The organism is Aidingimonas lacisalsi (genome assembly GCF_008079445.1).
Taxonomy (GTDB): Bacteria; Pseudomonadota; Gammaproteobacteria; order Pseudomonadales; family Halomonadaceae; genus Aidingimonas; species Aidingimonas lacisalsi.
Map to the genome: position 1 here is coordinate 41,120 of NZ_VRYH01000005.1, position 22,076 is coordinate 63,195.

A 22,076-nucleotide genomic window follows, 5' to 3' on the forward strand; every position below is an offset into this window, starting at 1 on the left:
CCCATGCTTGAGTTGCTCTGGCAGGCATTGACTTTCACCGCAGGCTACAACACCAGCCTGGTCACCCTGGGGTCAGCTATGCTGGGGGCCAGCGCAGGCATGATCGGCAGTTTCATCGTCCTGCGCAAACGTTCGTTGGTCAGTGATGCCGTCAGCCACGCGACACTACCGGGACTGACACTGGCCTTCATCATTATCGGACTATTCACGGGGGACGGTCGTTGGCTACCTGGACTATTGCTGGGTGCAGCGGCCAGTGCTGCAGCGGGACTATGGGGTGTCCAAGGCATTTCGAACCGCACGCGTCTGGGCGAGGATGCCGCCATCGGCGCCGTATTGTCGACCCTATTCGGTCTCGGCGTGGTCCTGATCACCGTGATTCAGGCAATGGACGTCACTGGTCAATCGGGCATCTCCGGTTATCTGGTCGGGGCCACGGCCGGCATGCTTGCTAGCGAGGCACAATTGATCGGGATCAGCGCACTGGTACTGCTGATCATCGTCTTCATGTTCAGGCGACCGTTCCTGCTCGTCTGCTTCGACCGGCAATACGCCTATACGCAAGGTATCAATGCCAACCGCATCGACATGCTGATGCTACTGTTACTCCTGACGGTGACGGTCATCGGACTGAAAATCACCGGTTTGATCCTGATCGTCGCCTTGACCATCATTCCCCCCGTGACGGGACGTTTCTGGACCGACCAGCCCTCCCGTCTGGTTGGCATAGCGGCGTTGAGCGGCGCTGTTGCCGGCTATATTGGTGCCGCCATCTCCAGTATCGCTGCCGGCCTGCCCACGGGACCGCTCATTGTGCTGACGGCATTCGTGCTGTTTGCAATCGGTCTGCTGTTCTCGCCACGACGAGGCATGGTCGCCATGGTGTTAGCTCAACGCCGTTTTCGTCGCCGGGTGCATCTACGCCAGGGATTGCTTGCCCTGGCCCGCGATGAAGCCATCTACGACGAACTGACGCTCAAGGTGCTCAGACGCCAGGGGTATATACGTCGGGACGGTGTCGCGACACCGCCGGGGCTGGTCGCCGCTCGTGATGCTGAACATGAAGAGCAACTGTGGGCTCTGTATCGCCAGCTCTACCCCGATGAGGCAGCGCAACTCGACCACCATGGCCTCGAACCGATCGATGACTCACTGCCGCCGGACATGGTGTCATCACTGGAAACCCGGTTACCCCTACCGACACGGAGCGCCTGATGGGTAGTGATTTCCTGATCCTCAGCCTGGCTCCCCTACTGGTAGCGACCATCAGCAGTCTGAGTTGTGCCTTGTTGGGCAACTTCCTCGTGCTACGACGCCAGAGCCTGATTGGTGATGCCATCAGCCATGTGGCTCTGCCGGGTATCGTCGCCAGTTTCCTTATCACCGGCACACTTGCCGCCTCAGCGATGATGCTCGGCGCCGGAGTTGCTGCCCTCGTGACCATGGCACTGATCGAAGCGATCAAACGGCTCGGCCATGTCGAACCCAGTGCGGCCATGGGGGTCGCTTTCACGGCCATCTTCGCTCTCGGGGTCTTGATGCTGGAAGTCAGCGATGCCAGTGGCGTTCATCTGGATGTTCAACATGCTCTGTACGGTAACCTGGAGAGTTTGATCTGGTTCGAAGGACTCCACTGGACGGCACTTCTGGATCCCGCCGCCCTGGCCAAGCTACCGCCACAATTGCCGCGAGTCGCATGGGTAGGCTTGCTAGTCGCCATCTTTGTGATCGTAGCCTGGCGTCCTCTGGTCATCGGGAGTTTCGATCCAGCGTTCGCGTCCAGCGTCAGGGCACGCCCGCTGTTGACCGACATCATGCTAGTCATCATGGTTGCCATCACGGCCATTGCCGCCTTCGAAGCGGTAGGCTCGATCCTGGTCATCGCCATGTTCATATGCCCGGCCGCCAGCGCGCGCCTCATGACCGATAGGCTTCTGACTCAAATCGCCTGGAGTCAAGGATTTGCCTGCAGCAGTGCCGTATTGGGGTATGTGTTGGCAGGTTATGGACCAGGGTGGTTCGGGCATGATGTATCGCTCAGCGCCGCCGGGATGATTGCCACCGTCTCTGGTGCCATTCTGCTGGCAGCATGCTTATTCGCCCCCCGACGACACGGTAATATGGAACGCATGACCACCGATTGAGCGATTCTTTCCGCTTCGGCAATGGACCATTGCCGCGATACTGACTGTCAACGCGCTCTTCTGCCTCTATGCTGATGGACATCCTTCCGTCAAGGAGCGTCCCATGCTTCAGTCGCTGTTCATCTCTCACGGCTCTCCCGATCTCGTGTTGCGCGATCATCCGGCACGCCGTTTTTTGCTGGCTCTAGGCCACCGTCTGCCCAAACCTCGTGGAGCCCTGATCATTTCGGCACACTTCGAAACCCCCGACCTGGTGTTGGGCAGTGCTGAACGACCAGACACACTACACGACTTCTACGGTTTTCCCGACGCGCTCTATCAGCAGCACTACCCGGCGCCTGGCCTGGCGACACACGCACATCAATTGGCGAGTGAATTGGTCACCCGGGGGTACCCAGTATCAACGGACTCGACACGTCCGTTGGATCATGGCATCTGGTCGCCGCTTTCCCTGATCTGGCCGGAAGCAGATGTTCCATTGATGCCGGTCAGTGTGCCCATGACCTGGCAACCACAGCAGCAACTCGCAGTCTCCCGGCATTTGGGCGATTTTGCCGAGCGCGAGGATGTCTGGCTAATCGGATCCGGTGCAGCCACTCACAACCTTGGCGACCGCCATCCGGAAGGTGTACCACCAGACGGGTGGGCACAGGCGTTCAATGACTGGACGAAACGCATTGCCCAGGAAGGCAACCTGACCGCACTGTCCGAATGGCAAAGGCAGGCTCCCCGTGCCCTCCACGCGCACCCTACGCCCGAGCATTTTTTACCCCTGCTGATGACCCTTGGAGCCATGCAGGGGAAGCCAATGATAGCGCTGCACGACAGCTTTGCATCCGGCAATCTCAGCATGCTGACACTCGCCAGTTCCTCGCTGTGCGATGCCTGGTATCAAACCGCCTGAGGCAGAAAGAAACAGGACCCGCGATAGCGGGCCCTCTCCGGGAATGCCGGTATCGACGTGACGCGATAGCGGATTACGGTGACTGGATAGGTATTTCACGTCGAGCCGCTGCCACATTGGTATCCCGCGGTAATGTCACGGTCAGAACACCATTCGCAAAATCGGCGCTGATGTCCTCTGCCTTGGCATCGCCAGGCAGGTCCAGAACACGCCGAAAGCTTCCGTAGATGCGTTCGACTCGCTGATAGCGATCATCATCATTACGGCTTTCCTGGCGCTTCTCGCCTTCGACCACCAAGCGGTGATCATCCAGCGAAAGCTTGAGGTCCTTACGATCCACACCAGGCACTTCGATGCTGATGCGATATTCGTGGTCACGTTCCGCGATGTCGACACTGGGACGTATCATCCCTTCCAGGGCATCGAGACTCTCCTGCCCAACCGGCAGATTCCATCGCCGCAGGGCATTGTCCATCCATCGGTCCAGTTCTCGATGCATTTGCCAGAAAGGCGATACTTCCCGCGCCGGTTCCACGGAAGAAGACACCGGCCGTTGCGTTGTTTCCTGATCTTCGCTCTTGAACCAGTTCCAGGGTGAAAACTTGTGCAGATTCATACGCCACCTCCTGCTTTCGTGACGCACAGACAACACAATCCGAGCGGCAATCAAACGGCTAAATGCCGCCCGACTCATCAGGTTATATAGGGGGCTATCCAGACGTTTTCAAGGGCGTGAATGTCTATGCTGTCGACTCTATCGCATCACGCGCCGATGCCTGGCCGAGTCGCTTCTCCATCTGCCACGCGGCGCACCCATCTGCGTAGTAGTCATCCAGCCAGCGACATAAGCGATACCCCATGCGTCGATATAGCGACAGGGCGATACGGTTGTCAGCACGTACTTCCAAGGTAAGGTAGTGCCGTTGGCGTCGCATGACTTCCGACTCGACGGACTCGATCAAACGCCTGCCGATGCCCTCACCCCGTACTGCGGGATGAACGCAGAGCGAATACAGCCGCGCTATCCGGCTATTTCGCCGAAACAGTACGATCGCATAGCCCAGCGCATGTCCTGCCTCATTCGATGCCAGCCATGTGACCGCATGCGCCCGACGTACTAGATGCGTCAATTGCCGCCGATTGAAGCGGTCGTCATCGAAGCAGCTCACTTCCAGGCGATAGAGTTCATTCAGATCGGCCGAACATGCCCGGCGTAACACGGAGGTCATGTCTACGCTTCCTGGTCGCTTATTTCACCTTGATGACGTTCCCCCGACTCTTATCAGGTAACGACCACCTCATATCCAGTGAATTTACGCAAGTTGATCACCCCCGTATCCAATAGCAGATACTGTCCTTTGATTCCCATCAGGGTTCCGCCAACGTCACGGCGCTTGTCGAAATTGTGCGAGACGATCTTGCCGGGAAATTGATGGACGGGATATTCGAGTTCGGTCGGTGAACTATCGAGAAGGCGGAGGAACTCAGCACCGAAGCGTTCACGCAGGTTAGCCAGACCACTATCGAGATGAGCCAGTAGACGGTCACGTTCAGCCACCAGATCGAGCCGTTCGACCTCACCTTTCAGCATGGCCCGCCAATTGGTTCGATCCGCCACCCGCTCCTTGAACAGCATCTCGACGAAGCCTGATTGCTGACGCGTATCGACCTCGAGAATGGGCAATGCCTGTATGGCTCCCTGATCCAGCCAGCGTGTCGGTATCTGGGATTTGCGCGTAATACCGACCTTGAGTCCGGACGAATTGGCAAGATAGACCACATGTGGCTGAAAGCAGTGATGCTCCGCCCAAACGGGTTCACGGCAAGTCCCTGCGAAGAAATGGCAAGTCTCGGGCTTGACGATGCAGGTATCGCACTGTGCCAGCGTCTTGAAACAGGGATAACAGTAGCCCTGGGCGAAACTTTTCCGAGTAGCACGGCCACAATGCGTGCAGGCAATGGCACCTGTCCATTCCAGCCCCAGCCAGTGGCCCAGGCGCTCATTGAGAGGCAGGCCGGCATCGCCGACGCGCAAGGTATAATCAGCAGGCCTGCCTGACTCGCCCGGGACGACTGCCATCTTGGTTAGACACCCTTGCAAGCCGACACCGCACTCTTTCAATTCACCCACGTAATACTGTCCTCATTCGACCCATGCGAGCCTTCACTCGAGCACTCCGAACGCTCCAGATAGCCGACACGCTGTGACTCGGGCACGTGATGCGCGATCTCATACTTGATGACGGCTTCCAGACAAAGCTCGACCTGATCGCGCGTGAGCTCACGTCCATCGGGCCATTTCCGCACCTGCACCGCGTGCTTGAGGCTGTCATAAATGGCCGGCGTCATGTGACGGATCATCTTGTCGAAGGTCATCTCGCTCATAGCGTCATCCTGTCGATTCGCTCAGGTGCGGGCGTCATCAAGAACGACTCGCCCGCCCCGAATAATACCAGCCCAACGCGAGTCCCACGACAAGTCCTCCCAGGTGGGCTTCATTGGCCACGTTCCCGAACCCAACCACGGCGGCAAAATCCGTCATGGTGAACACCATCCAGGCCAACATGAACACGACCAGCATCTGAGGAACGAAAAAGCCGCTATTCGGCGCCCGACGCGACATCAACCAGACATAGGCAAGCAGAGCGAAATCAACGCCTGACATGCCGCCGAACAATACGGTTCCCGTCGCGTACTGGGCCAGGTTGCCGCTGAGCATGCTGGCCACCACCAGCAGACACATCCTGCCACTGCCTTGCAATGCCTCGACCTGGCGGCCGAAATACCACAACCACATCATGTTGAAGATCAAGTGCATCCAGCCAAAGTGCAGCAATGCGGGCGAAAACAGACGCCAGACCTGGCCGGACGCGAGCGTCGTCGCCAAATCCCCCGTGCTCAAGCTGCCATTGACCACTCCGATCGGCACGATGGCCAACATGGCTATCACCAGATCGCCCAGCAACGCCATGAGGCCGAAGACGATCAAACATAGCACCAGTACGGCGGAAGTCAGCGGTGCTACGGAAAACGGCATGGTCCACGACGATGACTGAATCCGTCGACGGGTCTGCTGCCCTTTCGGCAACAATGGCTCACCGCGTTTCCAACGTTCGAGAAGGCGTAGCAGATCCTGCTGCTGCTCCGGGTTTGCCAGCCAGAGCGTGTACCCCTCTTCATCCTCGGTAAACCGGTGACCAATTCGATGTGCCCAGAGCGCCTCACGCAACGGGCGGGTATCGGTATCCCGGGGTAGCCTGAGTACCTTGTACATGAAACATCCTTTATGCGCGGCATGGCGAACACCACCATGATACCAATCATTCAGAAAAATGCTGGCATCTCCCTGTCTCGGTGATCACGACTTCGGCGCTCGCCCACAAGAAAAAATCCGGCGGAGAGGGCCGCCGGATAAGAGCAAGGGATCATTCAAGGGAACACCTATTCTGATAGCAACGACGTCAAGGAGTTCACGCAAACATAAAAAAATCATGTAATGAATTGTATCTGACTAATCGAGCTCGATTTCCCATGGTTGGGGACGGGCGCGCTCCGCTTTCGGAACGCTGACCCATTCGAAATGGTCGGCGTTGAGGCGCGTCTCACCACTCCAACGATAAGCGACCAGATGACCATGTTTGACGGCACTGTAATCCAGGCAGGCAATATTGGGAGCAGGTAACGCCGGGATGCCGGCACACCAGTAGTGGCCGATGAACAACGGCGGTTCGGTCGGGCCATAGTAACTCAATTGTGCACGCTCTTTATCGCTGAGTTCACGCCACTCCAAGTCGCCAGGCAGGTTATCCGGCTGAAATATGACGTCACCATACGTCAGCGGCCGATGCGCCCAGAAATGTGTGCGAAAGCTACGCCGAATGATGCCGTCACTGGACCGGACCTCTACATCCGGCGGTAACCGCAGCTGACTACCGCGCGTCAGTCGGTCGATGATAGCGAAGGCATCGCTATGGGGATTCACCGAACGTTCTAGGAAATCGTCATCAATGCGGCCATCCGGATAGTCGCGGCGCAACCTCTCGATCAATGCTTGATCCCAGCACGCATGGACGACCCGAAAATCGTCGAACTCGAGAAACAGCGGCAAGCGCATGAACCAATCAAGCACTTCCAGCCACTCTCCGGGGTGCTGTCTATACTGTTCCAGCGTCTCTTTGATGACACGATTGTGGCGAGGCGTGTGGGCGCGTAGCCATCGATGCGAACCGCCCTGTTCCCGTCGACTGTATGTCAGGGCATTGAACTCATGATTCCCCATGACGATGAAGGCTTCGCCCGCCTCGACCATTCGCTTGGCAATCGTCACGGCCAGACGCACTCTAGGGCCCCGGTCGATGAGATCTCCCAGAAAGATGACCTGTCGCCGTGGATGGCAATAGACGCCATCGCGCTGACGATAGCCCAACCGCTCCAGCAGAGACACTAGCGTGGCACCACAGCCATGGACATCACCGATCAGGTCATAACCGTCCACATCGGTCGCATTCGCAACGTCTCGCTCGCTCACGTCAATCTCCCAGCTGGCTGCTCCAGCCAAGTTTACTGCGGCAGACCTCGTAATAATTGTGACCGAAAGGATGCAACAGTTTCAGGCGTTGCGGTTTACGCCGGACATAGAGGATGTCATCGGGTTTGGATACCACTCGAGTTTGTCCGTCACAACTGACATGCGGGTAGGTCTCATTGGTTTCGCCAATGTGAATACGGATCTCGGATGCCGCATCGACGACGATCGGCCGGCTCGACAAGGTATGCGGGAACATCGGAACCAGGGTGATGGCATCCAGCTTTGGCTGCACGATGGGTCCCCCACCCGATAAGGCATAAGCCGTTGAACCGGTCGGCGTTGCCACGATCAATCCATCGCTACGTTGGCTATAGACGAACTGATTGTCGATGAACAGTTCGAACTCGATCATGCGCACGGCTTTACCTGGATGCATGACGACATCATTCAAGGCATCGGCCGCACCGACCAGTTTACCATGCCGATACACTTCGGCATCCAGCAGGAAGCGCTCCTCGAGCTCATACTGCCCATCAAGCACCTCTCCCACCTTCTCTTCGATCTCATCCGGCGAGATGTCCGTCAGGAACCCCAGGCGGCCACGATTGACCCCCAGCACGGGGGTACCGCTACGACATAAGGCGCGGGCTGCACCCAACAAGCTGCCATCGCCGCCGACCACGATCACCAGATCACAGATATCACCCAGCATGCGTCGGCTGGCTTCCTGTTGACCATGATCCAGCAGCACGGTCGCCGTACGATCCTCAAGAATGATGTGATAGCCATGCACATCGAGAAATCGAATCAAACGCCGCAACGTATCGACGACTCTGGCACTGCCCATGCGGCCGATCAGACCGATAGTCTTGAAAGTTGTCATGCGCACTCCCGCCTGGATCGAGCTCGCCATTATGCGGACTCGGAGCGGGAGCGGCAAACCTTGCCTTGCCCTTCACTCCGCCGTCGTCGCGGATAGAGAATGCCGCCTCACCCACCATTCATTGAGCAGTAGCGACATGACGATGACGACGCCACCTAACATCAAGCGCAGCAGATCGGCATCACGATTCCAGATCAACAGGTTGACCGTCAGTCCTGCGGGGATCAACGCATTATTCATGATGGCCAACGCCCCGGCATTCACTCTCGTGGCGCCCAGGTTCCAGAGAAAATACCCCACGCCGGAGGCGACGAGGCCCAGCCATGCCAGCACTCCCCATTGAATCGCCACGGTCGGTAATTGGTTGGTATTGCCGAATAGCGCAAACGCCAGTGCAGCGAATGCCAGAGCCCCCAGATAGAACCAGCCAAAGACACTATACACGGGCAGCGATTCAGGTAACTTCGGCAGCAGATATCGATAGGCGACCTGCCCCAGGGCGAAACAGACATTGGCCCCTTGAACGACCAAGAACCCCGACCAGAAACCGCTATCCACCCCTTGGTAACGGATGATCGCTGCTCCCAATACAGCCAAGACCGCAGTCACCAGATAGAATGGCGTGAAACGACCTGCCATGGCATCGTCTATCAAGGTCACATACAGCGGCGTAAAGATCGTGAACAGCAGCACCTCCGGTACCGTCAACAGCAGAAAGGATTGGTAGAAGAAAATGTACATGATCCCTAGCTGTACAGCGCCAATAGCCATCAGTGCCAACTTGTACCGATGCCCCAGCGCACGAGGTCTCAAGAACGGCAGGAACAGCAAGGTCGCCAACGTTATGCGTGTCAGTACGGCAAAATAACTGTCCACCTGCCCGGATAGATAGACACCGATCAGAGAGAACGAAAAGGCCCACAGTCCGGTGACGCCGATTAGATACCCCATCAGTAAACCCCATAAGGATGAAAAGTTGACGGCCATTATACGCCTAACCTCTCGCCTAGCTACAATACAGCGGCTGTCATTGACTGTCAGATCAGGCACACAGTCGCAAAGCCACTGGTCCGGGCAGGGCCAGGGGACGATTCGGGTCGTACCGGACGAGAGGGGCGTGAGATTTTTCGAGAGCGGGAAGTTCCAGCCACAGGGCACCGAGAGCGAGGTTGCCTTCAGCAATGTCTATCGATGGATAACCGCCACCGACCGTATCCGGTTGTTGCATGAACGACACGGGCGTGACCAGCCAGTGTGGTTGTTCGACCTGGTTCCTGATAGCGCCTCGCATGCCCTGACGGCTGCCCACCCCCACATATGCGGTAGCGATCACTACACGGCGCGACTCGAGCTCAATGAGGAGGGATTCGATCTCCTCTGGACGATCCAGGGACCTCGCAAGGATGAGTTCCTCCACTATAGCTACCGTTGACGACCGATATTGCCTGCATCCTATTCGGCCGAAATGTTCTTTTCCGAAACTATCGCATCAATAGTGAAAAATCACTGAGCACAACCACCTTTTCAACACCCTTCCATACGGCGCCATAGAGCTGTCTTCAGCTATCCGATGGCAGGCATGACACATTTCAGTATTGATGTTCCCTTCATGTTCGTATATTTTCGTTTTCAAACATTCACAGTGTAGAACGATATGAGAGACATCCCTGTATCCCGCTGTTACGACCTGTTCGTGATAGGGGGCGGAATCAATGGCGCAGGTGTCGCGAATGATGCCGCTGGCCGAGGACTGACGGTCGGCCTCTGTGAGCAGGGAGACCTGGCCAGCGCTACCTCTTCAGCCAGCAGTAAATTGATCCATGGCGGTCTACGCTACCTGGAACATTACGAATTTCGCCTGGTACGTGAAGCACTCAAAGAGCGGGAGGTACTGCTGAAGAAAGCACCGCACATCGTCTGGCCGCTACGTTTCATTCTTCCCCATCAGCCCCATTTGCGCCCAGCCTGGATGATTCGTGCAGGACTCTTTCTCTACGATCACCTTGGCAAACGTGACAGCCTCGCCGGCTCACGCAGCCTCCGCTTTGACCGCAACAGTCCCTTGCAACCGGAGATCACCAAGGGGTTCGAGTATTCCGACTGTTGGGTAGACGATTCCAGACTGGTGGTACTGAACGCCATGCAGGCCCGCCATCATGGTGCCGACATCATGATCCGAACACGCTGTATCGGTGTCCGCGAGTCGCAGGGTCAATGGATACTGACGCTAGCCGATACGCTGACCGGCGAGACGCATACCTGCCAGGCCAACGTACTGGTGAACGCAGCCGGCCCATGGGTAGAGTCATTCATTCGCCACGGTGCCCGACGGCAACCTCGTTACGGGATTCGGATGATCCAAGGGAGTCACTTGATCGTACCGCGGCTGAACCGGGACGATCGTGCTTACATCCTTCAGAACCGCGATGGGCGCATCGTCTTCGTACTTCCCTACCAGCAGGATTACAGTCTGATCGGTACCACGGACAAACGTTATGAAGGTGACCCGGCGCAAGTGACCATGGCTGACGAGGAAATCGATTACCTCCTCGACGTCGCCAACCATCATTTCAGCGAAACGATCGGTCGCAAGGATATCATCAGCCATTTTTCAGGCGTACGCCCCTTGTGCGATGACGAATCGGCAGACCCGTCAGCGATGACACGCGACTACACACTGGACCTGGATGAAAGTGGAGCGCCCATGCTGTCGGTCTATGGTGGCAAAATCACCACCTACCGCAAATTGGCGGAAGCCGCCTTGCAATCGCTTGCCAGCCACTTCCCGCACATGGGAGCGCGATGGACTGCCGACACTTGCCTGCCCGGCGGCGATATCGAATCGCAACAGCACTTCGAACGCCAGTTGTTACGAGACTACCCGTTTCTGGGCGAGAGCCGTGCGCGTCGCTTCGCCTCCAGCTACGGCACCTTGTGCCTCGACTTTCTGGACGGCTGTCAGTCAATACAGGACATGGGGGAATCGTTTGGCGCTGGACTCACTCAGCGAGAGGTGGACTACCTGGTCACCAACGAATGGGCCAATGAAGTGGACGACATTCTCTGGCGGCGTACCAAGCTGGGACTGCGCCTAGACGACGAGGCCCATCGGCGTCTACGGGACTACCTCACCAGCCACCGACAGCATCATCAACGCCATACAGCATGATTTCCCTCATGCCATTGCCCTATCCGTCAGGCAGAGATACGACCGATCATCGACGGGCAATGATCCAGACAGCATGAACTATGCCCGGCACATAGCCCAATATCGTCAACAGAATGTTCACCCAGAAATGCACGCCCAGGCCGACTTGCAGGAAAACGCCGACTGGCGGCAGGATGATCGCTAAAATGATACGAATCGGATCCATCTTTCTGCCTCCTCCCTGATCATGTTGCTTGCCATCGTCTTTCGGCTGGGATGCCCATACGTGACGCTCGGCCTGAGCATCACTTGACGATGTCACCCTCCCCCCTGCCGCGATGACTCCTCCTTTTTTGCCATCGTCTCCCGCGACGGTACGCTATGGATCTCGGGATCAAACACCCCAACACTTTCACAATAGTGTAAATGCGCATCAGGATCGATCTTCTGCTCGATCCGTTCGGCACCTTGAGTAAGGGTATCGTGGTAGCGCTCCCAATCCTCCCAGTCATGGGGCGTACCGCTATTGGGACGATGTTGTCCCGCCTCACGGGCTCTGGACCAAGCCAACTCCTCCAAGGTATTCGGCTTGTCGCCCTCTTCATCGAGGTCGATGCCTTTTCTGGCGAGATATTCGCGCGCATCCATAATGGACGACTCCGAGACAATAGGCGATCACACGACCATCACGTGTGTTATCGGCAAATTTGTGGTGCGTTCAAACGTCCTTTTCTACAAAGTGATAGCACACCAACTCCGTTTCAAGGGGCTCCGGAGATGGGCCTGTTCATTATTGGAACCCATGCCGCGCAACTGGTTCCTTCATCGCTGGCCTTCATCGAATCGTCAATGTCGTATCACGGGCGACTCTGCACCACGAGCCGGTTCTCGTCGGACATCGTTGGCTCGCGTATCAGGCAGCCCACGGATAACCTGCACCAGACTCAGCTATGCTGAATGCGTGAAGCGTTATGGAGACTGCGACTGCCCGGCATTTGGCGATGCTTCGTTCACAGGACTGGCTGCTCCCACCTCATTCGCGTCAACCGTGGTCTGACACACGCTGAACGAGGGAGCGAGGCCGGTCCTGGATAACGGTAGAGGGCAGCCAGCGTCATGATAGCGTATGTTCGGGTTAAGACCCTGGGTACAAGGAGACTGACCATGCCCAACACGGCACCCACCATCGTTCGCGACATCATGTCCCGTGACTGCTATCGCGTCAGTGCCAACACCGCGGTGACGACACTGGTCTCCGGACTGGCATTGCATAGGCTACCGGGCGCCCCGGTCGTCGACGCACGCGACTTCCTGATCGGTTTCATCTCTGAACAGGATGTATTGGGGAAGGTACTGGAGAGCGCCTATCTCAACGATGAACCGCCGCTGGTGCGCGAACTCATGCGTCATGAGGTGTTAGCTGTTACGCCTAGCAAAAGCATTACGGACCTCGCCCAGGAAATGCTCGGCACCAAACCGAAAGTCTATCCGGTCGTTGAGCAACAGCGTCTGGTAGGCATCGTGACACGACGAGATGTTCTCAACGCCATCCTGCGCATGCGCACGGGGCGATAGCGCACGACACGACCCAAGAGACACCACCGGGTAGGCTGGCACACCCAAATAAAAGCCGCCACATGTTGTCATGTGGCGGCGAAAGGATCGAAACGACTAGCAAAAAGACGCAAATCTCTACATGACTGCTATTGCCGAAATGAATGCGTCTGTACTCTGTGACCACAGCCTGACGAAAATTATCCATGAAATTCGAAAGAATTGTGTCCGGATGCCATAGCTAGGCGCCACTGCCTCGCACGACACACCAATAAAACGCTAAAACAAGCGCTTAGCTAGCAGAATCCGGCAAAAACGTGAGACAGCTTGCTTAACATAAGCCACTGGATTTACTATAGAAACCGCGTTGCGGGTGTAGCTCAATGGTAGAGCAGAAGCTTCCCAAGCTTAAGACGAGGGTTCGATTCCCTTCACCCGCTCCAATCGTCTCTCAACGGTTCTCTACAGTCCTTTCCGTTAAGCCGTAACCCCCTCAACCACGCCGCTTTATCTCTCAACGGCTTTTCCCAGTCGGGTAGCTCCTATGCGACTCACGCTTTGCGCCGGGCTACGCGTCATCAGGAATTCGGGCGATTACCTTGATTTCGAAATCGAAACCAGCAAGCCAGTTGACACCGACCGCAGTCCAGTTGGGGTAGGGAGCTCGTGGGAATATGTCACGCTTCACGGCCATGATGCTTTCGAACTGACTTTCGGGGTCCGTGTGGAAGGTCGTCACATCGACGAGGTCCCCGAAGGTGCAGCCGCCAGCAGTGAGCGTCGCCTCCAGGTTCGCGAAAGCTAGCCGAACCTGATCGGTAAAGTCCGGTTCCGGCGAGCCATCGGAACGGCTGCCGACTTGGCCAGAAACAAACAGCAGATCGCCGGAGCGAATCGCGGCCGAATAGCCATGCTCCTCATAGAGAGCATGCCGGTTTGCGGGGAAAACGGCATCGCGTTGCGTCATATCATACTCCTTCTAGGGTATCGTTGTCTCGCGCGAAACCGATTTCGCCATCAGCAGCCGGGACTTCACGAGAGGTGGCGAGATTTGATATACGTAACGTATATAAAAATATACAGGGTACGCGACGTATGTCAAATCAGATACGTTACGTATCCGGAATAAGGGTGAACCATGGCCGCAAAAAGCCGTATCGAAACGATGGAAGAGAATCGTGCCAAATTGACCTCGGCCGCACGCAGGGCGTTTGCCGAAAAGGGCTTTGCTGCAGCCTCGATGGATGAACTGACGGCGGATGTCGGCCTAACCCGTGGGGCGCTCTATCACAACTTCGGCGACAAGAAGGGGCTACTCGCCGCCGTTGTCGCCCAGATTGATGGTGAAATGGCCAAACGAGCGCAAGAGGTTGGTGCGGCAACGGAAGACGATTGGGAGGGGCTGCTCGCCGAAGGAGCTGCCTATATCGAGATGGCACTTGACCCCGAGGTGCAGCGGATCGTGCTGTTAGACGGACCTGCATTCCTCGGCGATCCGTCGCAATGGCCGAGCCAGAATGCCTGTCTGCAAAGGACGCGACAAGCGGTCACCAGCCTGATCGCCAAAGGTACTCTGAAGCCTATTGACGTCGACGCCATGGCTCACCTTCTCAACGGTGCGGCGCTGAACGCGGCCTTATGGGTAGCGGCAAGCGAAGAGCCGCGATCGGTTTTGCCAAACGCTATCGAAGCGTTTCGGCACATGGCTTCAGGCCTGTTAGTGAAACGAACTGACCACCCTGCAGCACCTAGTCGTTCCAGGTGAACAACTCGAGCTCGACAGCCGCAACGACAGCATTTGGAGAGAACGCATGGGCACGCAGTGTCCTCGCCGACGCCGAGCCCGGTTCGATAATCGTGTCCTCTGCATGACGCCATTGTCATGTTAGAATCATAGGCGAGTCGGAGTAGTTGGAGGGTAGCCAATGTTGCGCCCTCTCCAACCTCCATGCCGCATGGATACCGCTTCGCGATCGAGGGCCTAGTGAATGAAACGGCATAGAACGCGAACCGGAATATAGGCTTCGGTCATGGCACTTTTTCTGCTGGTATTCGCCGTCTGCCTGCTTGTCTTCGGCACAATGATCGGCATTCTATTGGTGTCTCGAACGCCACGCTACCGCACAGAACCCGAAGATCTGCTGGCGGTCTTCGACAAGACGCTCAACGGCTATGTCACGGAGACTGAGTGGAACGCCATTGTCGGGTATCCGGTACGTCACGACGATTACCTTGAAGGGGTTCGACGACGCGCTCAACAACTCATGAGCGACTACGGGCGACCCTGGCAAGTGTCGCATGGCGGCTCGCTACTATCGCGAACCGGGCGCCAGGAGCTGGCCATACTGCGCGATCATCTGGCCGCACGCGATGCATTGCGCCAGGATCCGCATCGTTCCTGACATCTCCGGAACGGCACACAGTCGGGTTATGATATCCTCATACCGGTAGGCGCATACAAGCCCAGCATGGCTATAACGACAATACGCAGACTCACTGGCCGATGAGGTGACGCATGCCTAGTGCCATCCGCTTGATCCCCCTCGACAATACCACCAAACACCATGCACACGACTTCCATCAGATCGTCATCGGATTGAAAGGTAACGCCGAATTCGAAATAGAGGGGTTGGGTGGCTCCATTGCGTCCCTGTCGGGCTGCATCGTCCCGGCCAACCATGTGCATTACTATGAAGGCATCGGTGAGAACCACCAATTGATTCTAGACCTGCCGCTGGATGCTCCCGCACTGACGGGCCCAAATCACGAATTGACGCGTTTGTTCGATGCTCCACGCTTCTTCGCCCTCGATGAACCACTCAAACTGTATATGGACTTTCTGACCCACGAGCTTGCCCAATCCCATGGTCAGTCAGGTCCATCGCAAAGCGTATCGGGCGACATGCTTGCCACGACGTTTCTGGGTTGTCTGCACACACGTCTGCACCCCCACTTACCGACACGACACTCGCGCCGGCTCGACATCAAGGCACTGGATCGCTTCATTCAGCATCACCTGCACAAGCGTCTGACGGTGGCCGACCTGGCTGCCGAAGCCTGCTTGAGTGAAGCGCACTTCAGCGAATGCTTCCGCACACAAACCGGCCTGACGCCCTATCAGTACCTGCTGCAACAACGACTCGGCTCGGCGCGCTATCTACTGACCACGACTCGCTTACCTATATCCGAAGTCGCGGCCAATACCGGATTTGCCAACCAGAGCGCGCTATCACATGCCTTTCGACGAACCTATGGGCAACCGCCCAGCGAACTCCGGCGCACCTCGACCGTGTCCAGCCATTCCCTTGCCATACCCTGACAGCGACCGGGTTGCTCTGCGCTTGACGCCCTCCATCCTTGGCAGTAGGATGCGCTCCCGTTGGCTACGTAGCTCAGTTGGTCAGAGCACATCACTCATAATGATGGGGTCCCCTGTTCGAGTCAGGGCGTAGCCACCAGGCTTCTACCCCGCCGGACAACCGGCGGGGTTTGTCGTTGGTCCTTGCCGGCGGTCATATCAACTCGCGGCGATCGACGAAAGCCGTCAGCGCACGCGTCAGATAGTCGACATCGCTTACCCCGGCCGTCTCGCGAATGGAGTGCATCGCCCACTGAGGCACCCCCACATCCAATGTCGGGACCCCGACTTCAGTCGCGGTGATCGGGCCGATCGTGCTACCACATCCCATATCGGCACGAGTCACGAAGGTCTGTACCGGCACGTCGGTTTCACGACAGAGATCACGAAACAGCGCCGCTGTTGCACTATTGGTAGCGTAACGCTGGTTGGCATTGACCTTGATCACCGGGCCACCATTGAGTGTCGGTCCGTGCCCTTCATCGTGCTTATCGGCAAAGTTCGGATGCAAGGCATGCGCGTTATCGCACGAAATCATCCGCGATGCCTGGATCAAACGGATATAGCCTTCGTCGCCGGCGTCCCCCAACTGTTCATTGACTCGCTTCAATACATCGCCCAGAAACGGCCCCTGGGCTCCACAGGCACTGGCACTACCGACTTCCTCGTGATCATTGGCTACCAGCACGGCCCCCTGGCTACCATCACTGTTGAGCAACGCTTCCAGCCCGATGAAACAAGACAAGAGGTTATCTAGCCTGGCGCTGGCCAGCAGCTCCCGGTCAACGCCGACCAGAGCCGGGGGTTGCACATCATAAAGCGCCAACTCGAAGCCCAGTGCCGTGACATCCTGCAATGGGTGTTGCTCGCGCACCCACCGTGCGAGCAGATGCTCGAAGTCCTGCTTGCCCCCACCCTGCAACATGACCGGAGACATCTGAGTCTGCGGATTGATGGAGTGACCGTCGTTCGCCTCTCGGTCGAGATGAATCGCCAGGCTGGGTATCATGGCAATGGGGTCCCGGACATCGATCAACACCGGGCTGATCTCGCCATCGTCATGCCGCACATGCACACGTCCGGCGACACTCAGATCGCGGTCGTACCAAGGCGCCAGCAAGGCGCCGCCGTAGACCTCGACACCAAGCTGTAACCATCCGTGGGCAGTCTGAGCCGCGTTGGGTTTGAGTCGTAACCCCGGGCTATCGCTATGGGCCCCGATCATTCGCAATGCCGTCAAACGATCCTTCGGTAACTGCATCGCGACCAGGGAGGAATCATTACGCGTGACAAAGACCCTCTCCCCGGGTGACAGTTGCCAGGAGTCCGTCTCTTCCAGGCGACGAAATCCAGCCTGCTCGAGACGCCGGGACATGTTTGCCACAGCATGCCAAGGTGTAGGGGAATGCTGCAAAAAGTCGAGCAAAGGTTCCATTGTCTGGTCGTGGGGCATAAGTTCCTCATCGATGGGGTCTGTGTCTTGCGACACAGGCTGCTACAATGCGAGCTCGGCAGGCGCAACTCGCACACCGAACCGCGGGTCTAGGGAAGAAAGTGTACATGAATTCGGGAGAGCTTCGATGAGCCTGAGTGCAGCCAAACGGACGGCCAGCATCATCTTTCTGATGCTGCCATTCAGCATGGCGGTCGCGGAACCGCTTGAGCCTTCTGAGGAGCAACGTCAGGCCGCAATTGAAGTTGCCGATTCGCTACGCTACGGCCACTACGCCGACGTCAGCCTTGATGACGACTGGTCTCAACAGGCATTTGACCGTTACCTGAATATTCTGGACTCCCAGCGTGCCTACCTGCTGCGCCGAGATATCGACGCGTTCCAGGATCTGGAAACCGAGATGGACGACGCGCTGCTCAGTGGCGAACTCGACCGTGTCTTTGAACTGTATGCACGCTTTCAGGAGCGTCAGGAAGACCGGTTGAACTGGATTCTCGACGAAATCGACCAAGGTCTCGACTTCAGTTTCGATAGCAACGAGCGCATGGAGCTCGATCGCGAGGATAGCCCCTGGCCCAGGCGCATGGAGGATCTCGATGAATTATGGGACAAACGGCTGAAGAATGCCGCCTTGACCTTATCGCTCAACGATCAGGAAGACGACAGCATCGAGGAGAGCCTGCGCCAGCGATACGAGGGCCAGTTGACCCGCGTGGAGCAGACCAACAGCGAAGATGTTCTCGGCTTCTTCATGGCCGCCGTCAGCGGCAGCATTGACCCTCATACCGAGTACTTGTCTCCCAGTCAGGGAGAATCCTTCGACATCCAGATGCGCCTGTCATTGGAAGGCATTGGTGCCATGCTGCAAACCGAAAACGAGTATGTGAAGGTCTCCAGCCTCGTTCCCGGCGGACCGGCCGAAAAGTCCGGCAAACTCGAGCCGGCGGATCGCATCGTGGCCGTGGGGCAGGAAGACAGCGACGAAATGGTCAATGTCATCGGCATGCGACTCGATGACGTCGTGGAATTGATCCGGGGGCCCAAGGGGTCGGTCGTCAAGCTGGAAATCGTCCCTGCCCAAGCCGTCGATATCACCCGGACGGAAACGATCGAAATCACCCGCGATACCGTCAATCTGGAAGACCAAGCCGCCAATAGCGAAGTCGTCGAGGTAGAGCGAGACGGGGAAACTCAACAGATCGGTATCATCGAGATCCCCAATTTCTACGTGGACTTCGATGCCTGGCAAGCCGGCGAGGAAGAGTATCGCAGTACCACCCGAGATGTCGCCAATGAAATCGAGACGCTCAAGCAGACCGGAGTCGAAGGCATCATTCTCGATCTGCGCAGCAACGGCGGCGGCGCCCTGCAGGAAGCCAATTCCTTGATTGGCCTCTTCATCGATCGCGGCCCCACAGTTCAGGTTCGCGACGCACGCGGACGTATCAGTCTCTACGGCGATACCGAACAGGGTGTCATGTACGAAGGCCCCCTCGGCGTAATGGTCAATCGGTTATCCGCCTCGGCATCGGAAATTTTTGCCGGGGCGATTCAAGATTACGGCCGCGGGCTGGTACTCGGTAGCCGCACCTTCGGCAAGGGTACGGTCCAGACCATGAACGAACTCAGCCATGGTGAAATCAAACTGACCCGTGCCAAGTTCTATCGCATCTCCGGTGAGAGCACACAACACCGTGGCGTGGAACCCGACATTGCCTACCCGAGCCTGATCGACCCGGACGAGATTGGCGAAAGCAGTCTCGACAACGCCCTGGAATGGGACACGGTACGCGAAGTGCAGTACCGACTCTATGGTACGCCAGAAGAGTATCTCGATGAGCTCGAGGCTCGCCATGACGAGCGGATCGCCAACGACCCCAACTTCGTTTACCTGCAGCGTCAAGCGGAACTCGCCAAGCGTCTGCGTGAACAACATACCAGTGTCAGCCTCAACCGCGAACAGCGACAGCGAGAGATGGAAGCGCAGGAACGCGAGCAGCTTTCACTGGAAAACCAGCGTCGTCAGGCTCTCGGCATGGAAACGATCGACGACTGGGGGGAAGCCCGCGGCGAGGATAGTAACGATGACACGGAGAGCGAAAACGGCCTCGATACGGTCGATGGCCCGGACAGTGAACCCATCGACCGAGCCCAGACTCTAGAAAGTGCCGAGATCCTGCTGGACTACGCCCAGTTGTCGCAACAGCCTTGAACCGAGCTGGAACGGACAAGGCGCCACAATTCAGGACGTGATGCATAAGCCAAGGAGGGCTGCATGCCATCTCATTACCGTTCTCGCTTCTCGAAAGCGCGTCGCCTGCCATGGATGATCCCGGACATCAGACTCTGCTTCGTGCTGCTATGGGCAGGCATGGCACCATTGTCAGCTACGGCCCAACCACCCTGTGCAGGCTCCCATCCCCCTTCCGAACAGGCCGTCGAGAGCCTGAGGACCAAGCTGGCCCAGTGGGATGAAGCCTATTATCGACAAGGTGAACGCCGCGTGCCCGACGGCATCTACGAGCAGGCCCGCCGTCGTCTGGACGACTGGCAAGCCTGTCTCGCCGATACCGCACTCCCCGATACATTCACTCGCACCCAGCATGACGAGATCAAGCACCCCATCCCCCAGACCGGGCTGGACAAGTTAGCTGACCGGGAGGCCATGGCTGACTGGGTCGAACGGCGACGACATGCGGACCTGTGGGTGCAGCCCAAAGTCGATGGCGTTGCTGTCACTCTCGTCTATCAGCACGGACGACTCGAACGGGCGATAAGCCGCGGTAACGGCACATTCGGACAAGACTGGACGGAACGACTCCGGTATATCGACTCCGCACCGCAGCGGCTACCCAACGACGCACCCTCCCGTGTCGTGCTGCAGGGCGAGCTCTATCAACGTCGCGATGCTCATGTACAGGCCCGCATGGGAAGCGATGGCGCCCGCAGCGCCATCATTGGACTCATGGCAAGGCACGCATGGCAACCTGGCATCGCCCATGATATCGGTTTGTTCGTGTGGGACTGGCCCAATGGCCCCAACGACATGGCCCAGCGTTTGGAGAAACTGACCGTTTGGGGATTCGACAACAGTGCCAGATACAGCCAGCCGATCGACCAAGCGACAGACGTGATTCGGTGGCGGCGCCACTGGTATCGGCAGGCACTGCCTTTCGCCACCGACGGCATCGTGATACGTCAGTCAAGGCGCCCCAGCAGCGACACCTGGCAACCATCGCCTCCCGCATGGGCGGTTGCCTGGAAGTATCCCGCTAGGCAAGGTCTGGCACTCGTTCGCGACATTTCCTTCACGATCGGGCGTACAGGCAAGATCACGCCAATGGCTCACCTCGCCCCCATTGAACTCAATAGCCGGACGATAAGCCGCGTCAGTCTCGGATCGGTTGACCACTGGCGAACTCTCGACGTTCGACCCGGCGATCAAGTCAGCATATCGCTTGCCGGCCATACCATTCCAACGCTGGACCAAGTGTTGATAGCGACCGAACCACGCCCACCCATCACGCCACCCGACCCCGAGCGTTATCATGAACTGAGCTGCCTGAGGCTCACACCGGGGTGTCGAGAACAATTTCTCGCCAGATTGACCTGGCTTTCAAGCCAGACGGGACTCGACATGACCGGCATCGGTAAAGGTAGCTGGGAAACGCTGGTCGACGCCGGATTGGTCGACTCACTGCTCGACTGGCAGGACCTGAGTAGCGAACAGCTAGAGGAATTGCCCGGTGTGGGAAGCGCCCGGGCAACAAATTGGCGGCTCAGTTTCCAGGCTGCTCGCAACAAGCCGCTCGCCACCTGGATAAAGGCATTAGGCATGCCACCGGCAGGCGTGCGTGTTCTCGATCAGGTGAACGGTCTGGAAGGCCTATCGCGACTGCAAGCTAGAACGCGTGAACAATGGCAGCAGTATACAGGTATCGGTCCCGTGACTGCTAAACGGCTGGTGGACTTTTTCCATCACGAGGAAATCATATCGCTGATGAAAGGCTGGCTCCCCGAGCAGGACTCGAACCTGCGACCCAGTGATTAACAGTCACTTGCTCTACCAACTGAGCTATCGGGGAATAGACGATACGATCTATG

23 protein-coding genes and 3 tRNA genes are annotated in these 22,076 nt (G+C 57.4%); 13 read left to right on the forward strand and 13 right to left on the reverse strand.

The genetic code is table 11. From position 1 onward, the window contains the following. Window positions 1-3: 3 nt before the first annotated feature. The 3 genes from FVV99_RS11540 to FVV99_RS11550 all read left to right on the forward strand — a co-directional run bounded on the left by FVV99_RS11540 (window position 4) and on the right by FVV99_RS11550 (window position 3,048). A complete protein-coding gene (locus tag FVV99_RS11540; protein WP_148254246.1) occupies window positions 4-1,215 on the forward strand; it encodes a metal ABC transporter permease in 1,212 nt (403 codons plus the stop codon). Next, window positions 1,215-2,144: a metal ABC transporter permease gene (locus FVV99_RS11545; RefSeq protein ID WP_148254247.1), complete on the forward strand. Its 930-nt coding sequence runs from the start codon at window positions 1,215-1,217 to the stop codon at window positions 2,142-2,144. The genes FVV99_RS11540 and FVV99_RS11545 overlap by 1 nt, the downstream gene beginning before the upstream one ends. 103 nt (window positions 2,145-2,247) lie before the next feature. Continuing rightward, complete coding sequence (locus FVV99_RS11550) at window positions 2,248-3,048, forward strand: DODA-type extradiol aromatic ring-opening family dioxygenase (protein WP_148254248.1); 801 nt, start codon at window positions 2,248-2,250, stop codon at window positions 3,046-3,048. A gap of 73 nt (window positions 3,049-3,121) precedes the next feature. Here the strand turns inward: FVV99_RS11550 and FVV99_RS11555 are convergent, their stop codons facing one another. The 8 genes from FVV99_RS11555 to FVV99_RS11590 all read right to left on the reverse strand — a co-directional run bounded on the left by FVV99_RS11555 (window position 3,122) and on the right by FVV99_RS11590 (window position 9,410). Further along, complete coding sequence (locus FVV99_RS11555; protein ID WP_161598995.1) at window positions 3,122-3,664, reverse strand: Hsp20/alpha crystallin family protein; 543 nt, start codon at window positions 3,662-3,664, stop codon at window positions 3,122-3,124. Window positions 3,665-3,788: 124 nt separating this feature from the next. Further along, a complete protein-coding gene (locus FVV99_RS11560) occupies window positions 3,789-4,277 on the reverse strand; it encodes a GNAT family N-acetyltransferase (RefSeq protein WP_148254250.1) in 489 nt (162 codons plus the stop codon). A 53-nt stretch (window positions 4,278-4,330) separates the two neighbouring features. Further along, complete coding sequence (locus FVV99_RS11565; RefSeq protein WP_148254526.1) at window positions 4,331-5,128, reverse strand: DUF2797 domain-containing protein; 798 nt, start codon at window positions 5,126-5,128, stop codon at window positions 4,331-4,333. 38 nt (window positions 5,129-5,166) lie between these two features. Further along, window positions 5,167-5,433, reverse strand: coding sequence for a YeaC family protein (locus FVV99_RS11570; protein WP_148254251.1), 267 nt, complete (start codon window positions 5,431-5,433; stop codon window positions 5,167-5,169). Between the two features lie 37 nt (window positions 5,434-5,470). After that, window positions 5,471-6,322, reverse strand: a complete 852-nt coding sequence (locus FVV99_RS11575) for a rhomboid family intramembrane serine protease (RefSeq protein WP_148254252.1) — start codon at window positions 6,320-6,322, stop codon at window positions 5,471-5,473. A 237-nt stretch (window positions 6,323-6,559) separates the two neighbouring features. Continuing rightward, on the reverse strand, window positions 6,560-7,543 hold the full coding sequence (locus FVV99_RS11580; protein WP_148254527.1) for a metallophosphoesterase: 984 nt from the start codon (window positions 7,541-7,543) through the stop codon (window positions 6,560-6,562). 34 nt (window positions 7,544-7,577) lie between these two features. Then, the gene (locus tag FVV99_RS11585; RefSeq protein WP_148254253.1) at window positions 7,578-8,459 is read right to left on the reverse strand and encodes an NAD(+) kinase; all 882 of its coding nucleotides are present in this window, start codon (window positions 8,457-8,459) and stop codon (window positions 7,578-7,580) included. Between the two features lie 72 nt (window positions 8,460-8,531). Beyond that, the gene (locus tag FVV99_RS11590) at window positions 8,532-9,410 is read right to left on the reverse strand and encodes an EamA/DMT transporter family protein (RefSeq protein WP_148254254.1); all 879 of its coding nucleotides are present in this window, start codon (window positions 9,408-9,410) and stop codon (window positions 8,532-8,534) included. On the opposite strand from FVV99_RS11590, the gene FVV99_RS18810 reads away from it, so the two are divergent. Next, window positions 9,388-9,891, forward strand: coding sequence for a DUF6314 family protein (locus FVV99_RS18810; RefSeq protein WP_236645398.1), 504 nt, complete (start codon window positions 9,388-9,390; stop codon window positions 9,889-9,891). The genes FVV99_RS11590 and FVV99_RS18810 overlap by 23 nt on opposite strands. A 222-nt stretch (window positions 9,892-10,113) precedes the next feature. Further along, the gene (gene glpD, locus FVV99_RS11600) at window positions 10,114-11,628 is read left to right on the forward strand and encodes a glycerol-3-phosphate dehydrogenase (RefSeq protein ID WP_148254256.1); all 1,515 of its coding nucleotides are present in this window, start codon (window positions 10,114-10,116) and stop codon (window positions 11,626-11,628) included. A 46-nt stretch (window positions 11,629-11,674) separates the two neighbouring features. Here the strand turns inward: glpD and FVV99_RS11605 are convergent, their stop codons facing one another. Both FVV99_RS11605 and FVV99_RS11610 read right to left on the reverse strand, forming a co-directional pair. Beyond that, window positions 11,675-11,833, reverse strand: coding sequence for a YqaE/Pmp3 family membrane protein (locus FVV99_RS11605; RefSeq protein WP_148254257.1), 159 nt, complete (start codon window positions 11,831-11,833; stop codon window positions 11,675-11,677). 92 nt (window positions 11,834-11,925) lie between these two features. Next, entirely contained in the window at window positions 11,926-12,255 is a 330-nt protein-coding gene (locus FVV99_RS11610; RefSeq protein ID WP_330860364.1) for a hypothetical protein, read from the reverse strand. A 516-nt stretch (window positions 12,256-12,771) separates the two neighbouring features. Between FVV99_RS11610 and FVV99_RS11615 the strand changes: the two genes are divergently transcribed. Then, complete coding sequence (locus tag FVV99_RS11615; protein ID WP_148254258.1) at window positions 12,772-13,182, forward strand: CBS domain-containing protein; 411 nt, start codon at window positions 12,772-12,774, stop codon at window positions 13,180-13,182. A gap of 348 nt (window positions 13,183-13,530) precedes the next feature. Next, window positions 13,531-13,604: transfer RNA gene (locus FVV99_RS11620), tRNA-Gly, on the forward strand. A 125-nt stretch (window positions 13,605-13,729) separates the two neighbouring features. Here FVV99_RS11620 and FVV99_RS11625 read toward each other — a convergent pair. Further along, window positions 13,730-14,128: a RidA family protein gene (locus FVV99_RS11625; RefSeq protein ID WP_148254259.1), complete on the reverse strand. Its 399-nt coding sequence runs from the start codon at window positions 14,126-14,128 to the stop codon at window positions 13,730-13,732. A gap of 171 nt (window positions 14,129-14,299) precedes the next feature. On the opposite strand from FVV99_RS11625, the gene FVV99_RS11630 reads away from it, so the two are divergent. From FVV99_RS11630 to FVV99_RS11650, 4 genes are all read left to right on the forward strand, one after another. After that, window positions 14,300-14,926 (forward strand): TetR/AcrR family transcriptional regulator, encoded by a 627-nt coding sequence (locus FVV99_RS11630; RefSeq protein ID WP_148254260.1) that lies wholly within the window; start codon window positions 14,300-14,302, stop codon window positions 14,924-14,926. A gap of 265 nt (window positions 14,927-15,191) precedes the next feature. After that, window positions 15,192-15,563 (forward strand): hypothetical protein, encoded by a 372-nt coding sequence (locus FVV99_RS11640; protein WP_148254261.1) that lies wholly within the window; start codon window positions 15,192-15,194, stop codon window positions 15,561-15,563. Between the two features lie 113 nt (window positions 15,564-15,676). Continuing rightward, on the forward strand, window positions 15,677-16,480 hold the full coding sequence (locus FVV99_RS11645) for an AraC family transcriptional regulator (protein WP_148254262.1): 804 nt from the start codon (window positions 15,677-15,679) through the stop codon (window positions 16,478-16,480). Window positions 16,481-16,542: 62 nt separating this feature from the next. Beyond that, window positions 16,543-16,619, forward strand: a tRNA-Met gene (locus FVV99_RS11650). Between the two features lie 54 nt (window positions 16,620-16,673). Here the strand turns inward: FVV99_RS11650 and FVV99_RS11655 are convergent. After that, complete coding sequence (locus tag FVV99_RS11655) at window positions 16,674-17,972, reverse strand: M18 family aminopeptidase (protein ID WP_148254263.1); 1,299 nt, start codon at window positions 17,970-17,972, stop codon at window positions 16,674-16,676. Window positions 17,973-18,099: 127 nt separating this feature from the next. On the opposite strand from FVV99_RS11655, the gene FVV99_RS11660 reads away from it, so the two are divergent. Together FVV99_RS11660 and ligB are read left to right on the forward strand one after the other, a co-directional pair. Further along, window positions 18,100-20,184 carry a carboxy terminal-processing peptidase gene (locus FVV99_RS11660; protein WP_148254264.1) on the forward strand — a complete coding sequence of 695 codons (2,085 nt, stop codon included), beginning with the start codon at window positions 18,100-18,102 and terminating at the stop codon, window positions 20,182-20,184. Between the two features lie 159 nt (window positions 20,185-20,343). Then, window positions 20,344-22,023: an NAD-dependent DNA ligase LigB gene (gene ligB / locus FVV99_RS19075; RefSeq protein WP_407921348.1), complete on the forward strand. Its 1,680-nt coding sequence runs from the start codon at window positions 20,344-20,346 to the stop codon at window positions 22,021-22,023. On the opposite strand, the gene FVV99_RS11670 is transcribed toward ligB, so the two are convergent. After that, window positions 21,982-22,057: transfer RNA gene (locus tag FVV99_RS11670), tRNA-Asn, on the reverse strand. The genes ligB and FVV99_RS11670 overlap by 42 nt on opposite strands. Window positions 22,058-22,076: the final 19 nt, after the last annotated feature.